Origin of the sequence: Citrobacter koseri ATCC BAA-895, assembly GCF_000018045.1 — a bacterium.
Lineage (GTDB): Bacteria > Pseudomonadota > Gammaproteobacteria > Enterobacterales > Enterobacteriaceae > Citrobacter_B > Citrobacter_B koseri.
The window spans coordinates 4,385,727-4,403,835 of the sequence record NC_009792.1; the positions used below are offsets into that span (position 1 = coordinate 4,385,727).

The 18,109-nt window shown below is 55.8% G+C and carries 12 protein-coding genes; 6 read left to right on the forward strand and 6 right to left on the reverse strand.

Annotated elements, in window-relative coordinates; genetic code table 11:
- Positions 1-227 precede the first annotated feature (227 nt).
- The 6 genes from nirB (at position 228) to CKO_RS20450 (ending at position 11,830) form a co-directional block, all read left to right on the forward strand.
- Positions 228-2,771 carry an NADPH-nitrite reductase large subunit gene (gene nirB, locus CKO_RS20425; protein ID WP_012135475.1) on the forward strand — a complete coding sequence of 848 codons (2,544 nt, stop codon included), beginning with the start codon at positions 228-230 and terminating at the stop codon, positions 2,769-2,771.
- A complete protein-coding gene (nirD, locus tag CKO_RS20430) occupies positions 2,768-3,094 on the forward strand; it encodes a nitrite reductase small subunit NirD (protein WP_012135476.1) in 327 nt (108 codons plus the stop codon). The genes nirB and nirD overlap by 4 nt, the downstream gene beginning before the upstream one ends.
- A 305-nt stretch (positions 3,095-3,399) precedes the next feature.
- Positions 3,400-4,209 carry a nitrite transporter NirC gene (gene nirC / locus CKO_RS20435; RefSeq protein WP_012135477.1) on the forward strand — a complete coding sequence of 270 codons (810 nt, stop codon included), beginning with the start codon at positions 3,400-3,402 and terminating at the stop codon, positions 4,207-4,209.
- An 11-nt stretch (positions 4,210-4,220) separates the two neighbouring features.
- A complete protein-coding gene (cysG, locus tag CKO_RS20440) occupies positions 4,221-5,594 on the forward strand; it encodes a siroheme synthase CysG (protein ID WP_012135478.1) in 1,374 nt (457 codons plus the stop codon).
- Between the two features lie 327 nt (positions 5,595-5,921).
- Entirely contained in the window at positions 5,922-11,450 is a 5,529-nt protein-coding gene (locus CKO_RS20445) for a BigA/YdbA N-terminal beta-barrel domain-containing protein (protein WP_024131009.1), read from the forward strand.
- 209 nt (positions 11,451-11,659) lie between these two features.
- Positions 11,660-11,830: a YhfL family protein gene (locus CKO_RS20450; RefSeq protein ID WP_012135480.1), complete on the forward strand. Its 171-nt coding sequence runs from the start codon at positions 11,660-11,662 to the stop codon at positions 11,828-11,830.
- A gap of 159 nt (positions 11,831-11,989) precedes the next feature.
- On the opposite strand, the gene CKO_RS20455 is transcribed toward CKO_RS20450, so the two are convergent.
- From CKO_RS20455 to CKO_RS20480, 6 genes are read right to left on the reverse strand one after another with little or no spacing between them, the layout of a single operon-like run.
- Positions 11,990-13,072, reverse strand: coding sequence for an aminotransferase class I/II-fold pyridoxal phosphate-dependent enzyme (locus tag CKO_RS20455; protein WP_012135482.1), 1,083 nt, complete (start codon positions 13,070-13,072; stop codon positions 11,990-11,992).
- Positions 13,073-13,084: 12 nt separating this feature from the next.
- The gene (locus CKO_RS20460) at positions 13,085-14,389 is read right to left on the reverse strand and encodes a YhfT family protein (protein ID WP_024131010.1); all 1,305 of its coding nucleotides are present in this window, start codon (positions 14,387-14,389) and stop codon (positions 13,085-13,087) included.
- Positions 14,390-14,400: 11 nt separating this feature from the next.
- Positions 14,401-14,754: a DUF2620 domain-containing protein gene (locus CKO_RS20465; protein WP_012135484.1), complete on the reverse strand. Its 354-nt coding sequence runs from the start codon at positions 14,752-14,754 to the stop codon at positions 14,401-14,403.
- Between the two features lie 10 nt (positions 14,755-14,764).
- Positions 14,765-15,643 (reverse strand): phosphotriesterase-related protein, encoded by an 879-nt coding sequence (locus CKO_RS20470; protein WP_012135485.1) that lies wholly within the window; start codon positions 15,641-15,643, stop codon positions 14,765-14,767.
- On the reverse strand, positions 15,640-16,866 hold the full coding sequence (locus CKO_RS20475) for a phosphopentomutase (protein WP_012135486.1): 1,227 nt from the start codon (positions 16,864-16,866) through the stop codon (positions 15,640-15,642). The genes CKO_RS20470 and CKO_RS20475 overlap by 4 nt, the downstream gene beginning before the upstream one ends.
- Entirely contained in the window at positions 16,866-18,029 is a 1,164-nt protein-coding gene (locus CKO_RS20480; RefSeq protein WP_012135487.1) for a YhfX family PLP-dependent enzyme, read from the reverse strand. The genes CKO_RS20475 and CKO_RS20480 overlap by 1 nt, the downstream gene beginning before the upstream one ends.
- Between the last annotated feature and the right edge of the window lie 80 nt (positions 18,030-18,109).

Below are 18,109 nucleotides of genomic sequence, written 5' to 3' on the forward strand. Positions count from 1 at the left end.
TAGACCTCGCATTCTTTAGAGGTAGACCTTCTTACGCTAATAACCCCTCATTTTGTACGTTATTTGCACAACAACGAAATGTCTGACAATTCCGTGACTTATAAAAATGCTGACAAATCAGCAATATACCTCTTAAGGAGTATATAAGGCCGAATTTGATTTACATCAATAAGCGGGGTTGCTGAATCGTTAAGGTAGGCAGTAATAGAAAAGAAATCGAGGCAAAAATGAGCAAAGTCAGACTCGCTATTATCGGTAATGGTATGGTCGGCCATCGCTTTATTGAGGACCTTCTTGATAAATCCGACGCTGCCAATTTTGACATTACCGTGTTCTGTGAAGAACCCCGCAAAGCATACGACCGTGTCCACCTGTCTTCCTACTTCTCCCACCACACCGCTGAAGAGCTGTCTCTGGTGCGTGAAGGCTTTTATGAGAAGCACGGCGTTAACGTTCTGGTCGGCGAACGCGCCATTACGATCAACCGTCAGGAGAAGGTCATCCACTCCAGCGCGGGTCGTACGGTTTATTACGATAAACTGATCATGGCGACCGGCTCCTACCCGTGGATCCCGCCAATTAAAGGTTCCGAAACTCAGGACTGCTTTGTTTACCGTACCATTGAAGATCTCAACGCCATTGAAGCCTGCGCCCGTCGCAGCAAACGCGGCGCGGTGGTCGGCGGCGGCCTGCTGGGTCTGGAAGCCGCTGGCGCGCTGAAAAACTTAGGCGTCGAAACCCACGTTATCGAATTTGCCCCCATGCTGATGGCAGAACAGCTGGATCAGATGGGCGGCGAGCAGCTACGCCGTAAAATCGAAAGCATGGGCGTACGCGTACACACCAGCAAAAACACCAAAGAGATCGTTCAGGAAGGCACCGAAGCGCGTAAAACCATGCGTTTTGCCGACGGTAGCGAGCTGGAAGTCGATTTCATCGTTTTCTCTACCGGTATCCGCCCGCGTGACAAACTGGCCACCCAGTGCGGCCTGGACGTCGCTCAGCGCGGCGGTATCGTGATTAACGACGCCTGCCAGACGTCTGACCCGGATATCTACGCGATTGGCGAATGCGCCAGCTGGAACAACCGCGTGTACGGTCTGGTCGCGCCTGGCTACAAAATGGCGCAGGTTGCCGTTGACCACATCCTCGAAACCGAAAACGTGTTTGAAGGCGCAGACCTCAGCGCCAAGCTGAAGCTGCTGGGCGTGGACGTCGGCGGCATTGGCGATGCGCATGGCCGCACGCCGGGCGCGCGTAGCTACGTTTACCTCGACGAAAGCAAAGAGGTCTACAAACGCCTCATCGTCAGCGAAGACAACAAAACCCTGCTCGGCGCGGTTCTGGTGGGCGATACCAGCGATTACGGCAACCTGCTGCAACTGGTGCTGAATGCGATTGAACTGCCGGAAAACCCGGACTCGCTGATCCTGCCGGCACATTCTGGCAGCGGTAAGCCTTCCATTGGCGTTGATAAACTGCCGGACAGCGCGCAAATCTGTTCCTGCTTTGACGTCACCAAAGGGATGCTGGTCGCCGCCATCAACAAAGGCTGCCACACCGTTGCGGCGCTGAAAGCGGAAACCAAAGCCGGTACTGGCTGCGGCGGCTGTATTCCGCTGGTTACTCAGGTTCTGAATGCCGAACTGGCGAAACAGGGTATTGAAGTAAACAACAACCTGTGTGAGCACTTTGCGTACTCGCGCCAGGAACTGTTCCACCTCATCCGCGTGGAAGGCATTAAAACCTTTGAAGAACTGCTGGCGAAACACGGTAAAGGCTACGGCTGCGAAGTGTGTAAACCGACCGTCGGTTCTCTGCTGGCCTCCTGCTGGAACGAATACATTCTAAAGCCACAGCACACCCCGCTACAGGATACCAACGACAACTTCCTGGCGAACATCCAGAAAGACGGCACCTACTCCGTGATCCCGCGTTCTGCGGGCGGCGAAATCACGCCGGAAGGTCTGGTGGCCGTAGGTCGCATCGCGCGTGAGTTTAACCTGTACACCAAAATTACCGGTTCTCAGCGTATTGGTCTGTTCGGCGCGCAGAAAGACGATCTGCCGGAAATCTGGCGTCAGCTGATTGAAGCGGGCTTCGAAACCGGTCACGCGTATGCCAAAGCGCTGCGTATGGCGAAAACCTGCGTGGGCAGCACCTGGTGCCGCTACGGCGTGGGCGATAGCGTCGGCTTCGGCGTCGAGCTGGAAAACCGCTACAAAGGCATCCGTACCCCGCACAAAATGAAATTTGGCGTCTCCGGCTGTACCCGTGAATGTGCGGAAGCCCAGGGTAAAGATGTGGGGATTATCGCCACGGAAAAAGGCTGGAACCTGTACGTCTGCGGTAACGGCGGGATGAAACCGCGTCATGCAGACCTGCTGGCGGCGGATATCGACCGCGAAACGCTGGTTAAATACCTCGACCGCTTCATGATGTTCTACATCCGTACCGCCGACAAACTGACCCGTACCGCACCGTGGTTAGATAACCTGGAAGGCGGCATCGACTACCTGAAGTCGGTCATCATCGACGACAAACTGGGCCTGAACGCGCATCTGGAAGAAGAGATGACCCGCCTGCGTGCAGCGGTGGTGTGCGAGTGGACGGAGACCGTGAATACACCGTCTGCGCAGGTTCGTTTCAGACACTTTATCAACAGCGATAAGCGCGACCCGAATGTTCAGGTGGTGCCTGAGCGTGAACAGCATCGTCCGGCAACGCCGTACGAGCGCATTCCGGTAACTCTGGTGGAGGAAAACGCATGAGCCAGTGGAAAAACATCTGCAAAATCGATGACATTCTGCCGGAAACCGGCGTCTGCGCGCTGTTAGGCGAAAAGCAGGTCGCCATTTTCCGTCCATATCACAGCGACCAGGTGTTCGCGATCAGCAACATCGACCCGTTTTTTGAGTCCAGCGTGCTGTCGCGCGGGTTGATTGCCGAGCATCAGGGCGAACTGTGGGTTGCCAGCCCGCTGAAAAAACAGCGTTTCCGTCTGAGCGACGGTCTGTGCATGGAAGATGAAAGCCATTCCGTCGCGCACTACGAAGCTCGCGTGAAAGACGGCGTGGTGCAACTGCGCGGTTGATGAATTTGGGGAGGCGCAACGCCTCCCTTTTTGACGTCTTTGTAGGCCCGATTTTGTAGGCCTGATAAGCGTAGCGCCATCAGGCAAAACACACCGCCGGATGGCGGCATAAATGCCTTATCCGGCCTACGGTTTTACGATTTTTCAAGGACAATCAAATGGTTACAGGCCCGATTTTGTAGGCCTGATAAGCGCAGCGCCATCAGGCAAAACATACCGCCGGATGGCGGCATAAATGCCTTATCCGGCCTACGGTTTTACGATTTCTTTTTTAATTTTATTGTTTTTACTTCAAGGATAATCAAATGTTTACAGACACTATTAACAAGTGTGCGGCTAACGCTGCGCGCATTGCACGCCTGTCGGCAAATAATCCGCTCGGTTTCTGGGTGAGTTCCGCAATGGCCGGCGCCTACGTCGGTCTCGGCATCATTCTTATTTTCACTCTCGGCAACCTGCTTGACCCTTCCGTTCGACCACTGGTGATGGGCGCTACCTTCGGCATCGCCTTAACGCTGGTGATCATCGCCGGTTCTGAACTCTTTACCGGCCACACCATGTTCCTGACGCTCGGCGTAAAAGCGGGCACCATCAGCCACGGTCAGATGTGGGCGATTCTGCCGCAAACCTGGCTGGGCAACCTGGTGGGCTCCGTGTTCGTCGCGCTGCTGTATAGCTGGGGCGGCGGCAGTCTGCTGCCGGTCGATACCAGCATCGTTCACACGGTTGCGCTGGCGAAAACCACCGCGCCCGCCACGGTACTGTTCTTTAAAGGCGCGCTGTGCAACTGGCTGGTTTGTCTGGCGATCTGGATGGCGATTCGTACCGAAGGCGCGGCGAAATTCCTCGCTATCTGGTGGTGTCTGCTGGCGTTCATCGCGTCCGGCTACGAGCACTCCGTCGCCAACATGACGCTGTTCGCCCTCTCCTGGTTCGGCCATCACGGCGACGCCTACACGCTGGCGGGAATTGGTCATAACCTGCTGTGGGTGACTCTCGGCAATACTTTGTCCGGTGTCGTATTCATGGGATTAGGTTATTGGTATGCTACGCCAAAAGCGGAGCGTCCGGCTCCGGCAAAAATCAATCAAACTGAAGCTACTGCCAATAATTAAGAGGTAATGTCGTGGACCATTTGCCTATATTTTGTCAATTACGCGATCGTGACTGTCTGCTCGTCGGCGGTGGCGATGTCGCAGAACGCAAAGCGCGGTTACTGCTGGAAGCAGGCGCTCGATTAACGGTCAACGCGCTGGCGTTTATTCCGCAGTTCACCGTGTGGGCAAATGAAGGCATGTTGACGTTAGTTGAAGGGGCATTCGAAGAATCCCTGCTCGACGGATGCTGGCTGGCAATCGCCGCGACCGATGATGACGCCGTGAACCAGCAGGTGAGCGAAGCCGCTGAATCACGCCGCATTTTCTGCAACGTGGTCGATGCGCCAAAAGCCGCCAGTTTCATCATGCCCTCCATTATCGACCGCTCGCCGCTGATGGTGGCGGTCTCCTCCGGCGGCACCTCGCCCGTTCTCGCACGCTTGCTGCGCGAGAAACTGGAGTCCTTGCTGCCCCAGCACCTCGGTCAGGTCGCGCATTACGCCGGCCAGCTCCGCGCGCGGGTGAAAAAGCAGTTCGCCACAATGGGCGAGCGCCGTCGCTTCTGGGAAAAACTGTTCATCAACGACAGGCTCGCGCAGTCGCTGGCGAATGCCGATGCGAAAGCGGTGTCGGAGATCACCGAGCAGATGCTTAGCGAACCGCTGGATCACCGTGGTGAAGTGGTGCTGGTGGGCGCGGGCCCTGGCGACGCCGGGCTGCTGACGCTGAAAGGGTTACAACAGATCCAACAGGCGGATGTGGTGGTGTATGACCGTCTGGTCTCCGACGACATTATGAATCTGGTACGCCGCGACGCTGACCGCGTGTTCGTTGGCAAACGCGCGGGCTATCACTGCGTTCCGCAGGAAGAGATTAACCAGATCCTGCTGCGAGAAGCGCAGAAAGGCAGACGCGTGGTGCGTCTGAAAGGCGGCGATCCGTTTATCTTCGGTCGCGGCGGCGAAGAGCTGGAAACGCTGTGCCACGCCGGTATTCCGTTCTCGGTTGTTCCCGGTATTACCGCGGCCTCCGGGTGCTCGGCTTATTCCGGCGTTCCGCTGACTCACCGCGACTACGCGCAAAGCGTGCGTCTGGTCACCGGGCACCTGAAAACGGGCGGCGAGCTGGACTGGGAAAACCTGGCGGCGGAGAAACAAACGCTGGTGTTCTATATGGGGCTGAATCAGGCGGCAACCATTCAGGAGAAGCTGATCGCGTTTGGTATGCAGGCCGATATGCCTGTGGCGCTGGTCGAAAACGGTACGGCCGTCAAGCAGCGCGTGGTCAGCGGCGTTCTTGCGCAATTAGGCGAGCTGGCGAAACAGGTCGAAAGCCCGGCGCTGATTATTGTCGGTCGGGTGGTCGCGTTACGCGATAAGCTAAACTGGTTCTCAAACCATTAATAAATATAGATGCCCTATATCAGGGCATCTTTTTTTTAACACTTTAACGATCATTCATTCTTACATTACACTTTAAATAAGCTAAATCCATTCATTACGTAAATACAAAAAAGAATAACGCCATAAAATACCGCACAAAACAGCCATTATCTCTTTTTTATTCGCTAAATAAATTCACCACACAAATATCAGCAGAATAAGGGCTGGATTGACGCCCCCTGGGTAGTCAGTGGCAAAATAGCGCCATTCATTAATTTTGCAAATAAAGGTTGCCTGTCAGGGCCGCCTTATATTTCTTATTTTATTTACAGGATGGCAACTATGTTTATGCAAAGGAAAAAACTCCTTGCAGTGGGTATTGCGATTGCACTGCAAACATATTACTGCCCGGCAATTGCGGCAGAGAATACAGAAGATGAGAAAGAATGTCCGGTAAATATTTCGTCGTTATCTCAGGCGGAGCGCAATAAGTTACCGGCGAAATGTCTGACGGCAGAAGCCGGGCAGGATAACCATTGGGCATGGGTCGCCAGTGGCGTAGCGGCTCTGGCGGCGGGCATCGCCATTGGCAATCACAGCGACGGCGACTCTCACCACCATTCAACAACGCCAGTCCCGCCAGACGACGGGGGCGACGTTACCCCAACGCCGCCGGATGACGGCGGAGATGTCACCCCAACGCCTCCCGATGATGGCGGCGACGTCACACCGCCTGATGATGGCGGTGATACACCAGTACCGCCTGACGACACATCCGTGACGACCTTCAGCAATCAGGTGACGCTGGATAAAGGCACAGACACCCTGCACTTCGACGACATCAAACTGGATAACGGCGAGCACCTCGGCGAAGCCACGCTCAGTTATTCCGAACAAGACGCGCAGTGGCAGTTAACCACCCAGGACGGCAAAACGCTGGCGATTTCCGGCTGGAACGTTACCGACAGCAACGCAGCCGTGATTGAAGGCGCTCAGGCCAACGGCTTTTACTGGAAGTACGACAGTCGGGGCTATCTGATCCTCGCGGATAACAATACTCAGGTTGTCAGCGGAGACGGCAAAACGCACACCACCGATCGCGAACTGGATATCAGCGGGAAAAATCGTACCGGCGTCATTATCTCGGGCGATAACACCCGTAATACGCTGAACGGGGATTCCACCGTAACCAATGGCGCAGTTGGCCTGGTTATTAGCGGCGACGGCACCACTAACGCTATCTCAGGCAAAAGTACGGTAGATGGCGCTACCGGGGCGTTAATTTCCGGCAATGGCACCTCGACCTCGCTCTCCGGCGATATCACCATCAGCGGCGGCGGTACGGGCATCGTTATCGATGGTGATAACACCCTCATTGATAATGCGGGAACCTCCAGCATTAGCGGCGCAGGTTCTACCGGTTCCATCATTAACGGCAATAACATTCGCCTCCTCAACAAGGGGGAATTAAACGTTTCTGACGGCGGCACCGGGGCAAAAATCACCGGCGACAATGCTATTGTCGATAACAAAGGCCATTCGACAACCCGCGGTACCGGTTCTACGGGGCTGTACATTGAGGGCGATCATGCGCTGGTGATTAATGAAGGTGATCAGCTCATCGCCGATGGCGCGACGGGCGTGCGCATTGATGGCGACAACGCCCGCGTACTCAATACCGGCAATATGGCCGTCGACGGCGCTGGCTCAACAATCGCCACCATTACGGGCAATAACGCTGACATGACGCAGAATGGCGACCTGTTGGTTATGAATGGCGCGACGGGCCTGACCATCAACGGCGAAGAAAGCGAACTCACAAACAGCGGCACCACCACCGTGCGTAACGACGGCTCTGTCGGCTTCGTTGTGGCTGGTACACAAAACACCTTCAACAACAAAGGTAATATCAACACCAGCCTTAACGGTACGGGAACGCTGATCAGCGGTACTGAATCGCAGGTCAGTCTGACGGGCGATATTAACGTGACTGCGGCTCAGGACAGCAGCGGTGTATTTCGTGGGGCAACCGGTCTTAACGTTTCTGGCGACACGAATACGACAACCATTCTGGGTAATGTGAACATCGAGGGCAGTTACCCGCAAGACGCTCAAATTAAAAGCGATGAGCAGTTACAAGGCATTACCGTCAACGGCAATCAAAATACGGTCAATCTGGATGGCGCGATGAATATCCATCTTGACAGTTCTGATATCAGCTCTGGGTATGCGAGCGTTGTCGGCCTCGATATCAGCGGCAGCGGTAACGCCGTGAATGTCGCCGGTGGTATAAACATCGACTTTTCCCAAAACGAAGCGGCTGCTGGCTCTGAAGCTATCGGTATCAACATTGATGGTGACAACACGTTAACGCTAAGCGGTAAATCTACCGTGGATATGACCACTATCTCAGGTGGCCAGGCCACGCTGGCAAACGTTAATAATGGCGGCTCCCTGCTCGTTACCGATGACGCCACGATTGAAGTGAACGCCGACTATCTGTACACACATTACTCCGTCGGAAATAAAGCCCTGCTGTCAGCTCATGGCCAGGGCTCGACGATTGAAAATCAGGGCGATATTACCACCCACGGAACAGCCAACGTTCTCCTTGCCGATCAGGGAGCGGAAGCGAGCAACAGTGGCAATATTCTCGTCTACGGAAGCAGTGACGATACGGGAGATAACCGTTCTGCCATCACCAGTGCAAATCGCGAAGATGCGGTCGTACACAACAAAGCGGGGGCCGATATCACCCTCTTTTCTAACCAAACGCCAGAGTACATTGACGGCATCAATCTCTACCCGGAAAGATGGTATACCCACACGCTTTACGCCATGCTGGCGGCCCAGGGCGGCAGCGTCGTTAATGATAAAGGAGCGACCGTCCATTTACAGGGCGCGGGAGCATATGGCGTCAGTGCCAGTGTAGGGACGGCGTTAAACGAAGGCGATATTTATCTGGACGGTTTTATCCCGACGCTGGACGATGAAAACAATATCATCAGCACAGACTACTGGCAGCCGACACACCTCTATTTGACCAGCTCGGCAATGGTTGCCGGTTCCACCGACAGCGGCTACGGTGACGCCACGGCCATCAACACCGGCACCATCACCGTCAACAACGCCGGGTTCGGTATGATGGCGCTCAACGGCGGCACGGCCGTTAACCAGGGTACTATTACGCTGACCGCTGATGAAGGTGTGACCGGCGAGGAAAACCAACTGGTGGGGATGGCTGCATTAAACGGCGGCACCGTCGTGAACGACACCACCGGCACCATCAATATTGATGCCGACTACGGTCAGGCGTTCCTTAGCGACAGCAACAGCTACATCATCAATAACGGCGCCATCAACCTGAACGGCAGCCCGATGGACGAAAACGACCCGCATATGGGTTCCACGCCAACCGACAAAATCTGGATACGGTCGCTGCCCGGCAGCGGCGACAGCGATAGCCAAACGTCAGAAGCGGGCTTTTTCACCACCGGAGCGCTGGCGAATTACGGCAATGAAACGCTGAACGGCGATATCGATGTTAGCGGCTGGCTGTACAACGAAGCAGGCGCCACGCTGACCGTCAACGGCGATATGGCGATTAATGCCGGAGGCGATCTGGAAAACCACGGGACGATGCATGTCGATACGATCACCACGTATCACAGCCTGTTCAACCGCGCAGACGGCAGCCTGACCACTGACCTCCTGACGCTTAATGGCGATATCACCCTGTTCAACGAGGGCAGCTTTACCGGCTCAATTGCAGGAACCTCTTACGCCCAGGAAGTCGTCAATACCGGCAATATGACGGTGGCGGAAGATGGCAAATCGCTCATCAACGGCAGCTTTGCGTTTTATAACCAGGAAGGCGCAACGCTTACCAACAGCGGCAGCGCGGTAGAAGGCGGCGAAAACACCATCATCAACATGACGCGAACCGACAGTTCCATCGCTCAGGTGAACAGCGGCACCATTACCGCCACCAACGGTTACAGCGCCATCACCACCGCGAATGCCAGCAACTCCCCGATGTGGATCTGGAACACGGAAACCGGCGTGATTAATGGTATTAACCCGGACGCCCCCCTGATCAACCTCAGCCGTGACTATAGCTTTGACAACGAAGGGACCATTAACGTCCAGGGCGACAATGCCGTGGCGATCAGCGGCGGCACCAGCAGTTATATCATCGACCTGGTCAACAGCGGCACCATCAACGTCGGCACCGAACAGGGGCAAATAGACGGAACCAACGGCACCGGACTTATCGGCATCAAAGGCAACGGCAACGCCACCACCATCAACAACACCGCCGATGGCGTGATCAACGTGTACGCGAATGACTCTTACGCGTTTGGCGGCCAGAGCAAAACCATCATCAATAATGGCGAAGTGAATCTGCTGTGCGACACCGGCTGCGGCATCTACGCCCCTGGCACTACGGGTACGCAGAACGATCACAACGGTACGGCGGATATCGTGATCCCGGATGCGATTGTCGCGCCGACGCAGGGTGATATTCCAGCGCCTCCGGCCGATCCGAACGCGCCGCAGATGTTAAGCAACTACATTGTGGGCACCAATGCTGACGGCAGTTCCGGTACGCTGAAAGCGAATAACCTGATGATTGGCGACGACGTGAAGGTGAATACCGGCTTTACCGCAGGTACGGCAGAGACCACCGTCGTGGTCGATAACGCCTTTACCGGCAGTAATATCCAGGGCGCGGACAATATCACCTCCACCAGCGTGGTGTGGAACGCCCAGGGCAGCACCGACGGCGACGGCAACGTTGACATCACCATGACCAAAAACGCCTATGCGGATGTGGCGACGGAGAGTTCCGTCAACGACGTCGCACAGGCGCTGGACGCCGGGTATACCAACAATGAGCTGTACAACAGCCTGAACGTTGGCACGACCGCAGAGCTGAACAACGCCCTGAAACAGGTCAGCGGCAGCCAGGCGAACACCGTCTTCCGCGAAGCCCGCGTACTCAGCAATCGCTTTACGATGCTGGCGGACGCCGCGCCGCAGGTGAAAGACGGTCTGGCGTTCAACGTGATGGCGAAAGGCGATCCGCGTGCCGAACTGGGTAACGACACCCAGTACGACATGCTGGCGCTGCGCCAGACGCTGGATCTGACCGCCAGCCAGAACCTGACGCTGGAATACGGTATTGCGCGTCTGGACGGCGACGGTTCGCAGAAAGCGGGCGACAACGGAGTGACCGGCGGCTACAGCCAGTTCTTCGGCCTGAAGCACAGCATGACCTTTAATGAGGGTCTGGCCTGGAACAACAGCCTGCGTTATGACGTGCATAACCTCGACAGCAGCCGCTCTGTCGCCTATGGCGATGTCAATAAAGTGGCGGATTCTGACGCCCGTCAGCAGTACATGGAGTTCCGCAGCGAAGGGGCAAAAACCTTTAACCTGATGGACGATGCGCTGAAAATCACGCCGTATGCGGGCGTTAAGCTGCGTCATACAATGGAAGAAGGTTACAAAGAGCGCAGCGCCGGAGACTTCAACCTGTCGATGAACAGCGGCAGCGAAACAGCCGTAGATTCCGTGCTTGGCCTGAAAATGGACTACGCCGGGGAAAACGGCTGGAGCGCAAGCGCCACGCTGGAAGGCGGCCCGAACCTGAGCTACACGAAAAGCCAGCGTAGCGCCACGCTGGCGGGTGCAAGCGACCAGCGCTTTAGCGTTGACGACGGCCAGAAAGGCGGCGGTCTGAACGGTCTGGCAACGATGGGCGTGAAGTACAGCGCCCAGGACAGCAGCCTGCATCTTGACGCTTATCAGTGGAAAGAAGACGGCATCAGCGATAAAGGCTTTATGCTGAACTTTAAGAAAACATTCCGTTAATTAAATAAACGCCACGGCCTGGAGAATATACATCATCTCCAGGCCGTTTTTTATTATGTTGAGTCTACGCAAAGCATATTACCCGCAGAATAAGAAGTCCTTATCTGGACTACCTCACTCCCTTATTAATTGATATGGTAACGTCCGCAAAATGGATTTTTCCATTTATCTCATACAATTAAAATTGTTTTATTTACAAGGATTTTGTCATGTTTAAAATTGCAAAGATTGCCGTTGTGGCAGGGATGCTGGCTACGCTCACCGCGTGTACGGGTCATATCGAAAACAAAAAGAATGATTGCAGTTACGATTATTTACTTCACCCGGCAATTTCTATTTCAAAAATTATTGGTGGTTGCGGCCCGGCTGCGGATCAATAATCGAGACCGTTGTCGCACGATACAAAAAAACCGGGGATTCCCCGGTTTTTTCATGTGTATCATTGTAGGCCTGATAAGCGTAGCGCCATCAGGCTTCCGTGCACACATACGCGCCGGATGGCGGCGCAAGCGCCTTATCCGGCCTACGGTGCTGTGCCATCAGGCACACAGGCTTTCCCGCAAAATACGTAACACCGTTTCTTCGCCGCTGCGGTTGGGATTAATACGAATCGCATAACGCGCCAGACCCGGACGGGCCGCACGAAACGTACCGGAAAGGCGATAAAACAATGGCGGGATTTCATATTTGGACTCCGCGCCCACCGGGTAAGGCAACGCCCCGCGCTTTTGCGCCTCCTCCAGCACCTTTTCGGCAACGGGCTGGTGGAACTCCACAATCAACACTTTCGATTGCGCATTCGCAATCACCGCCTGCTTCACTTCCGGCACGGTTCCGCTGTTTAACAAGGCGAGTAAACGTTCCGTCACCCCGGCCTGCACAGCGTGCATCACTGGCGCGAAAACCAGGCCACGAAGCACCGCCAGCGCCTGCGCGCCCTGAATCTGGCTGCCGCCGGAATACATCGTCGCACGTATTCTGGCGATGGCTTCCGCCTCCCCCACCACCGCGCCGGTGCCTTCAGGCCCGAAGAGTTTAAAACAGGAAAACGTAGACAGCGTGGCCCCACATTCACAACCAATACGCGCCACTTTCATCACCGCATAATTATCGTCGGTCAGCGTGGGGACGCCGCATCGCGCAAGCTCCGCCAGTACCCCGGCCAGAGAATAGCAATCCTGCGGTTGCTGACGCGTATGTTGCACCAGCGCCGCATGGGGCCGATGCTCTGCGATAACCTGCGTTATCGTCGCCAGATCGTTGAAATCCGCTCTGACAAGCACAATCCCCATCTGCTCGACGATCCCCTGCGTTGTGGGATAAACCGGCGCATCATGCACCAGAAGGCGTTGCCCCGGTTTCAGCAGCGCAGCCAGCCCGGCCCGAATCGCGCCGGTTCCCGCGCCCTGCACCAGCACCGCGTCCTCAGCATGAAACGCCTCCGCCAGCACCTTTTCCACTTGTCGGGTGGTTCCCGGCTGGTTAAGCCCCGGACTTAATCCCAGATCGCCACCCTTTAAAAAATCCGCGCCAGGGAAATAACGACACACCGTGTCCACCAGCGCAAACTGCTTCTGCTGCGCCTCGGCGAGCGTCAGGCTTTGCAGGGGGAAGGTTTTCATTTAGACGCCTCCTCAGGCCGGAATAAACAGACCGAACCAGTAGAGAATATTCAACAAGATACCGGTAATCATCACGGCCACGACCGGTGCGGCCATCTTCTGCACCGGGCGCCCCAGCGACTCGTTGAGGAAGTAGATAGCAATCGCAATCGAGAATCCGGTATAACCCGCCATCTTGATCGCCGCAAAAATAGAGCCGATCAGTAGCGCGGTTTCCATCAGCATATTCATCGCGTTACGGATATTGTCCGACGCATTGCGCACCGACGGGTAGCGTCCAAGCCACTTCCCAATCGAGCGCAACAGCAGCACTTCCGCAGAAATCACGACCGCCCCCAGGATGGCGGCAATCCACGGATTCGGCGCCAGATAGCCCACGGAATACACAAAGGTAAAACCGGCCACCGCATACACGCCCGTCGCCAGCGCCGTTGTGGCGATCATCGGCACGAAGCCAAGCCCGCGCATGAACTCCGCCAGCGCCGCCTGATGAAGCAAGGTCTGCGACTCTTCAGGCGTAACGCCAGCAGAATAGGCTTTCTCAAGGGTAAAGATCGACACCTCGCTGCCGGCAAAAATATTCATACTGGCGACCGCCGCAATCAACGCGCCGACGATCGCGATATACGGTAAATTTTTAATAATACGGGAGGTGCGCTCCTCAAAGACGGATAACCCACTGGTATCCATCTCCTCATCGCCACGGTGGCGCAGGTCGTGCGTAATCGCAATCGCCAGCAGCATCACCATGCCGATAAAAATCTCAATCGATTCCGGGTTCAGATGCGGGAAGTAGCGCACTACCAGGACACGCGCCATCAGCACCACAACCGCAGCGATAAGACTGTGTTTCCAGCCGAATTGATAAAAAATCGCCACCAGCGGGAACAGAGCAAAACCGGCGACAACCGGGGAACTCAGCTCGCCAAGGCTCCCCAGCACGTCAACCGGCAAGGCGGTAAGCAGATGGTTCACCGGCAGCAGACAGGTCAGAATCAGCACGCCCCAGGCGGCACCAAGCCCAAACGCCAACAGGCTATTGATCGCCAGTACGCCAAGAATATCGGTAGGTAAAAACAGCAGCCAGGCGTTAAGCAGCCCCGTTTTGAGGGTAAATGAGATCCCCACCGACGCCACAAAACCGATACTCAAACCAAACGCGATACTCCCCGCCTCCCGGCGGTTCATATAGCCTTCGATCAGTTGCGGTAAGATCGGGCGAATCCCGTCATGGAAAACGGCGGCTGAGCGGTGCGCCAGTAGCGACGTCATCCCCGTCAGGCAGGCCACCACCAGAATCTGAATATACAGCTCCATAAGCATGCCTTTTATTTCAAGTGGTTAACCAGCATGGGAATCGCATGCTCAACATGTTCGACAGAGAGGCCAAACGCCACTTTCCCTTCCGCGACCATCTTTGCGATATGCTCGTCTTTCGCTTTAATACCCGGCTTAGCGATGGTGCAGCTTTTGTTGTAGCCAATCACCGCAATCGCTATCGACAACGCCGCGCCAGCGCCGGTATTACACGCGCCGATGTAATAATCCAGTTGCCCGGACTTCACTTTCATCGCCGCTTCCATATCGTTGTGAATGGACACGTCAAAGCAGCCGGGCGCCACGGTCTCGATGGTTTTTTTAATCTGCTCACGCTGTAAGCCAGCAACACCAATCTTTTTCATCTTTCTGTCCTTATTGGAAAAATTGTGAGGGGTTATCACGCAACATCGTGTCCACATCGGCCTGACTGAATCCTGACTGGCGCAGCTGTGGGATAAAGGTGGTTAACAGGTAGTCGTAGCCATTGCCGCCATTGGCTTTTAGATGGGAGCGGCGGGTAATATCCATCGAAAGCATCACGCGGTTGAGCAAACCACGCTGGCGCAGCGCATTCAGCATGTCGATGCGCTTTTCATCCGGGTAGTAGTTGTTTTTGCCGATGGTGTCGAACTGCACGTACGCGCCGAGATCGATCATCTGCAAAATGCCGTCAAGGTTATCTTTCAGATCGCAATGACCAATCACCACGCGGGAGAGATCGACGCCCTGCGCCTGCAACAAGGCCAGTTGCTCCAGCCCCATAGTACTGAACGAGGTATGGGTGGAAATGGGGCGTCCGGTTTCATTGTGGGCGCGCGCAGCGGCGATAAACACCTTCTCTTCCAGCGGCGTAATCACCCCTTCACTGGAGCCGATTTCCGCAATAATTCCGGCTTTCAGCGTCGTGTTATCAATACCGATGACAATTTCATCGATCATCTCCTGCGCAAGCTGCTCCACGCTGCGGGTCGCGACATGCTCAGGGAAAAATGCGTCCTGGTAGTAACCCGTACAGGCCACCACGTTTATCCCGCTATCCCGCATCAAATCGAGCATGAATTGCGGGTTGCGCCCCATATAGCGGTTAGTCATTTCAATGATGTTGCGCACGCCCAACGCCCGCAGATCTTTCATCTCCTGACAAATGAGATCGTACTGATCTAACCGGCAGTCGAGGTTATTCTTGAACCCGGAGAGATCGATGTGCAGATGCTCATGGGCCCAGGTGTAGCCTGACGTATCAAAATTCATACGGCGTCTCCTGTGAGCTGTAATGACGAAAAGAAAGAGGTGCCGTTTTGTGGCGCGGGCGCGCCAAAGAACTCACAGACCGTCGCGCCCACATCCGACAGCGTGGCGCGAAGGCCTAACTGAACAGGCTTCAGCCCCTGCCGGTAGACCAGAATCGGCACTCTTTCACGGGTATGGTGACTGTGACCTATCGTCGGATCGTTGCCGTGGTCGGCCATCACCAGCAGACAATCATCGGGTGTCATCTCGCTTGTCAGCCGCGCAAGATTACGGTCAACCACCTGCAAACGTTCCGCATAACGTGCGACATCCTGGGCGTGCCCCGCCAGATCGGTTTCCTGGATGTTGGTGCAGATAAACGCGTGCCGGGCGGCACTGAATTCATCGCGCGTGATATCCATAATGCGCTGGCTGTCCACCAGGTTTTGCCAGCTACGTCCGTGAGGGTTCGCCACGATATCCGCCACTTTGCCGATCAGCACGGTCGGCACGCCAACCTCATGCAGTTTTTGCGGCACCTGAACCCGCTCATCCACGCCATAGCCCATATGAACAACCTGAAAACCGCTCTCATATGCGCCGGATCGCGGCGCATTGATGCCAATAAAACGCCCCTCTTTCGTTTCTGCGGCGTCCAGAATCCGCTGGCTGTCGTGAAGCGTGCCGCCGAATGCAATGACGCGCCCCACCTGCGCGTGTTCACGCACAATGCGGCCAATCTTCAGCACCTCGTCAAAGGCGATGGCGGAAAGGTTGGCGGTAATGTTGTAAACCTGCCCTAAATCCGCTTCGAGGTTATCGCCTATCGCCACCGACTCATTGACCCACAGGAACGCCAGTTCGCCGCCACGTCGCTCTACCTGCCAGCCCGCCGCCTTCAGCGCCAGCTCAACGCGATCAATCACCTCGCTAAACGGCATACGCAGCGGCGCCTGCGGACGCGTGCCTAAAATCTCCTGATGCCCCATGAAGGTATCCCCTCCTTCATGCTGCAATTCCGCGATCCCCCACACTGCCGACGCCGAGGGAGCCATAACGCCTGGCGCATAGCCCAGCGCGTTAATCAACCCCAGCTTCTCCAGCGTCGGCAGATGTAGCTGCGGGAGCTGACGCAGAATATGTCCGCAGGTATTCGCCCCGACATCCTGCGGGCGAACCTCCGCCACATCCTTCATTGCGCCAACGCCGAAGCTATCAATCACCAGCACCACAAAACGAGCCATTACGCCTCCAGTACGTTTCCGAGACTGTCATAACGGGCGACGATTTCCGCCGCGCCGCGCTGAATGCCAGACACCAGCACCACATCACTGCGCGTCACAAAGATTTGGGTACGAAAACAAAGCACCACGGCGCTGCTCACCGGAAACGTCCCTGCAAGCGGCAGGTAGTAGTCGATACTGCTGTCATCGACGGGTTCCAGCGTCGTCTTCGCGGGAACGTCGTTTTCCGGCGTAAAAACGAGCGCGTTGCGCGCATGTCCCCGGCGGTAATAGCCGCCGCCATAGCAGTAGCTGTTGCCACGAAAATGGTGCGAAATTTCACTCAGCCAGAGCATCGCAATGCGTTCAGGCTGATCGCCTTGCTGATTCGACGGAATGGTGCCGGTCAGCGCATGGCCCGGTTCGGCATGGGTGACGCCATACCGCGCCAACAGCGGCAAAGACGCACAGCTGGTTGCAGAGGGCGCATTAAGCTGCTCAATGGCAATCTCCTGTTCTTCCAGTTGCTGCCTCGCCTTGACCAGGGAATGCAGATTGGGCGTCGGCCTGGTCTCGCCTGATGCGTCATCCCACAGCAGGCAGGGGAAATGCGTTAACCCCGTGACATGGAGCCCCGGCAGACGGCGAATGTCATTCACAGCGTCATCAAGGCGCGCCAGTGGGAAGCCGCTCTCCTGCCCCGGATAAAGAAAATCCTGCTCGCCGTAAATCTTCAGCATTACCGCCTGCACGCGCCCGGCCTTCACCGCCGCCGCCGACACTTCACGCGCCTTCTCCAGCGAAAAGAGCGTAATCACGTCCGTCCCTTGCTCCACCGCTTCGCCAATCTGCCGGGAGGGGATCTGCACTAAATGCCCCTGATGCGCCACCGGCAATCCGGCGCGGCGCATGACCCTGGCCTCTTTGTAATCCACCGTGACAATTCCGGCATATCCCAGCGCCAGCAGCTTTTCCGCCAGCCAGGGATTGCGCCCAAGCTGTTTTGTCATCAGATACAGCGTGATGCCGTATTGATGAGCCGTATCAACCAGGCGCTTCCCGTTTTCCAGCACCTGATCAACATCAATCACCCAGCTGTCCGGGACGATCCTTCCCTGCTGCCAGAGTCGGATCGCGGCGGTAATCAGCGCCGGATTCTGGCGTTTCAATGCGTGTATAAACATCTTTGTGCCTCGGTTTCTAATCCCTGAATTAAATATTCATTTTTTTGAATATTTAAGGTGTGGTACGTTGATGTACGGTG

Coding starts and splice junctions, on each gene's coding strand:
- nirB (WP_012135475.1), top strand. CDS start 228: ATGAGCAAAGTCAGACTCGCTATTATCGGTAATGGTATGGTCGGCCAT.
- nirD (WP_012135476.1), top strand. CDS start 2,768: ATGAGCCAGTGGAAAAACATCTGCAAAATCGATGACATTCTGCCGGAA.
- nirC (WP_012135477.1), top strand. CDS start 3,400: ATGTTTACAGACACTATTAACAAGTGTGCGGCTAACGCTGCGCGCATT.
- CKO_RS20445 (WP_024131009.1), top strand. CDS start 5,922: ATGCAAAGGAAAAAACTCCTTGCAGTGGGTATTGCGATTGCACTGCAA.
- CKO_RS20450 (WP_012135480.1), top strand. CDS start 11,660: ATGTTTAAAATTGCAAAGATTGCCGTTGTGGCAGGGATGCTGGCTACG.
- CKO_RS20455 (WP_012135482.1), bottom strand. CDS start 13,072: ATGAAAACCTTCCCCCTGCAAAGCCTGACGCTCGCCGAGGCGCAGCAG.
- CKO_RS20460 (WP_024131010.1), bottom strand. CDS start 14,389: ATGGAGCTGTATATTCAGATTCTGGTGGTGGCCTGCCTGACGGGGATG.
- CKO_RS20465 (WP_012135484.1), bottom strand. CDS start 14,754: ATGAAAAAGATTGGTGTTGCTGGCTTACAGCGTGAGCAGATTAAAAAA.
- CKO_RS20470 (WP_012135485.1), bottom strand. CDS start 15,643: ATGAATTTTGATACGTCAGGCTACACCTGGGCCCATGAGCATCTGCAC.
- CKO_RS20475 (WP_012135486.1), bottom strand. CDS start 16,866: ATGGCTCGTTTTGTGGTGCTGGTGATTGATAGCTTCGGCGTTGGCGCA.
- CKO_RS20480 (WP_012135487.1), bottom strand. CDS start 18,029: ATGTTTATACACGCATTGAAACGCCAGAATCCGGCGCTGATTACCGCC.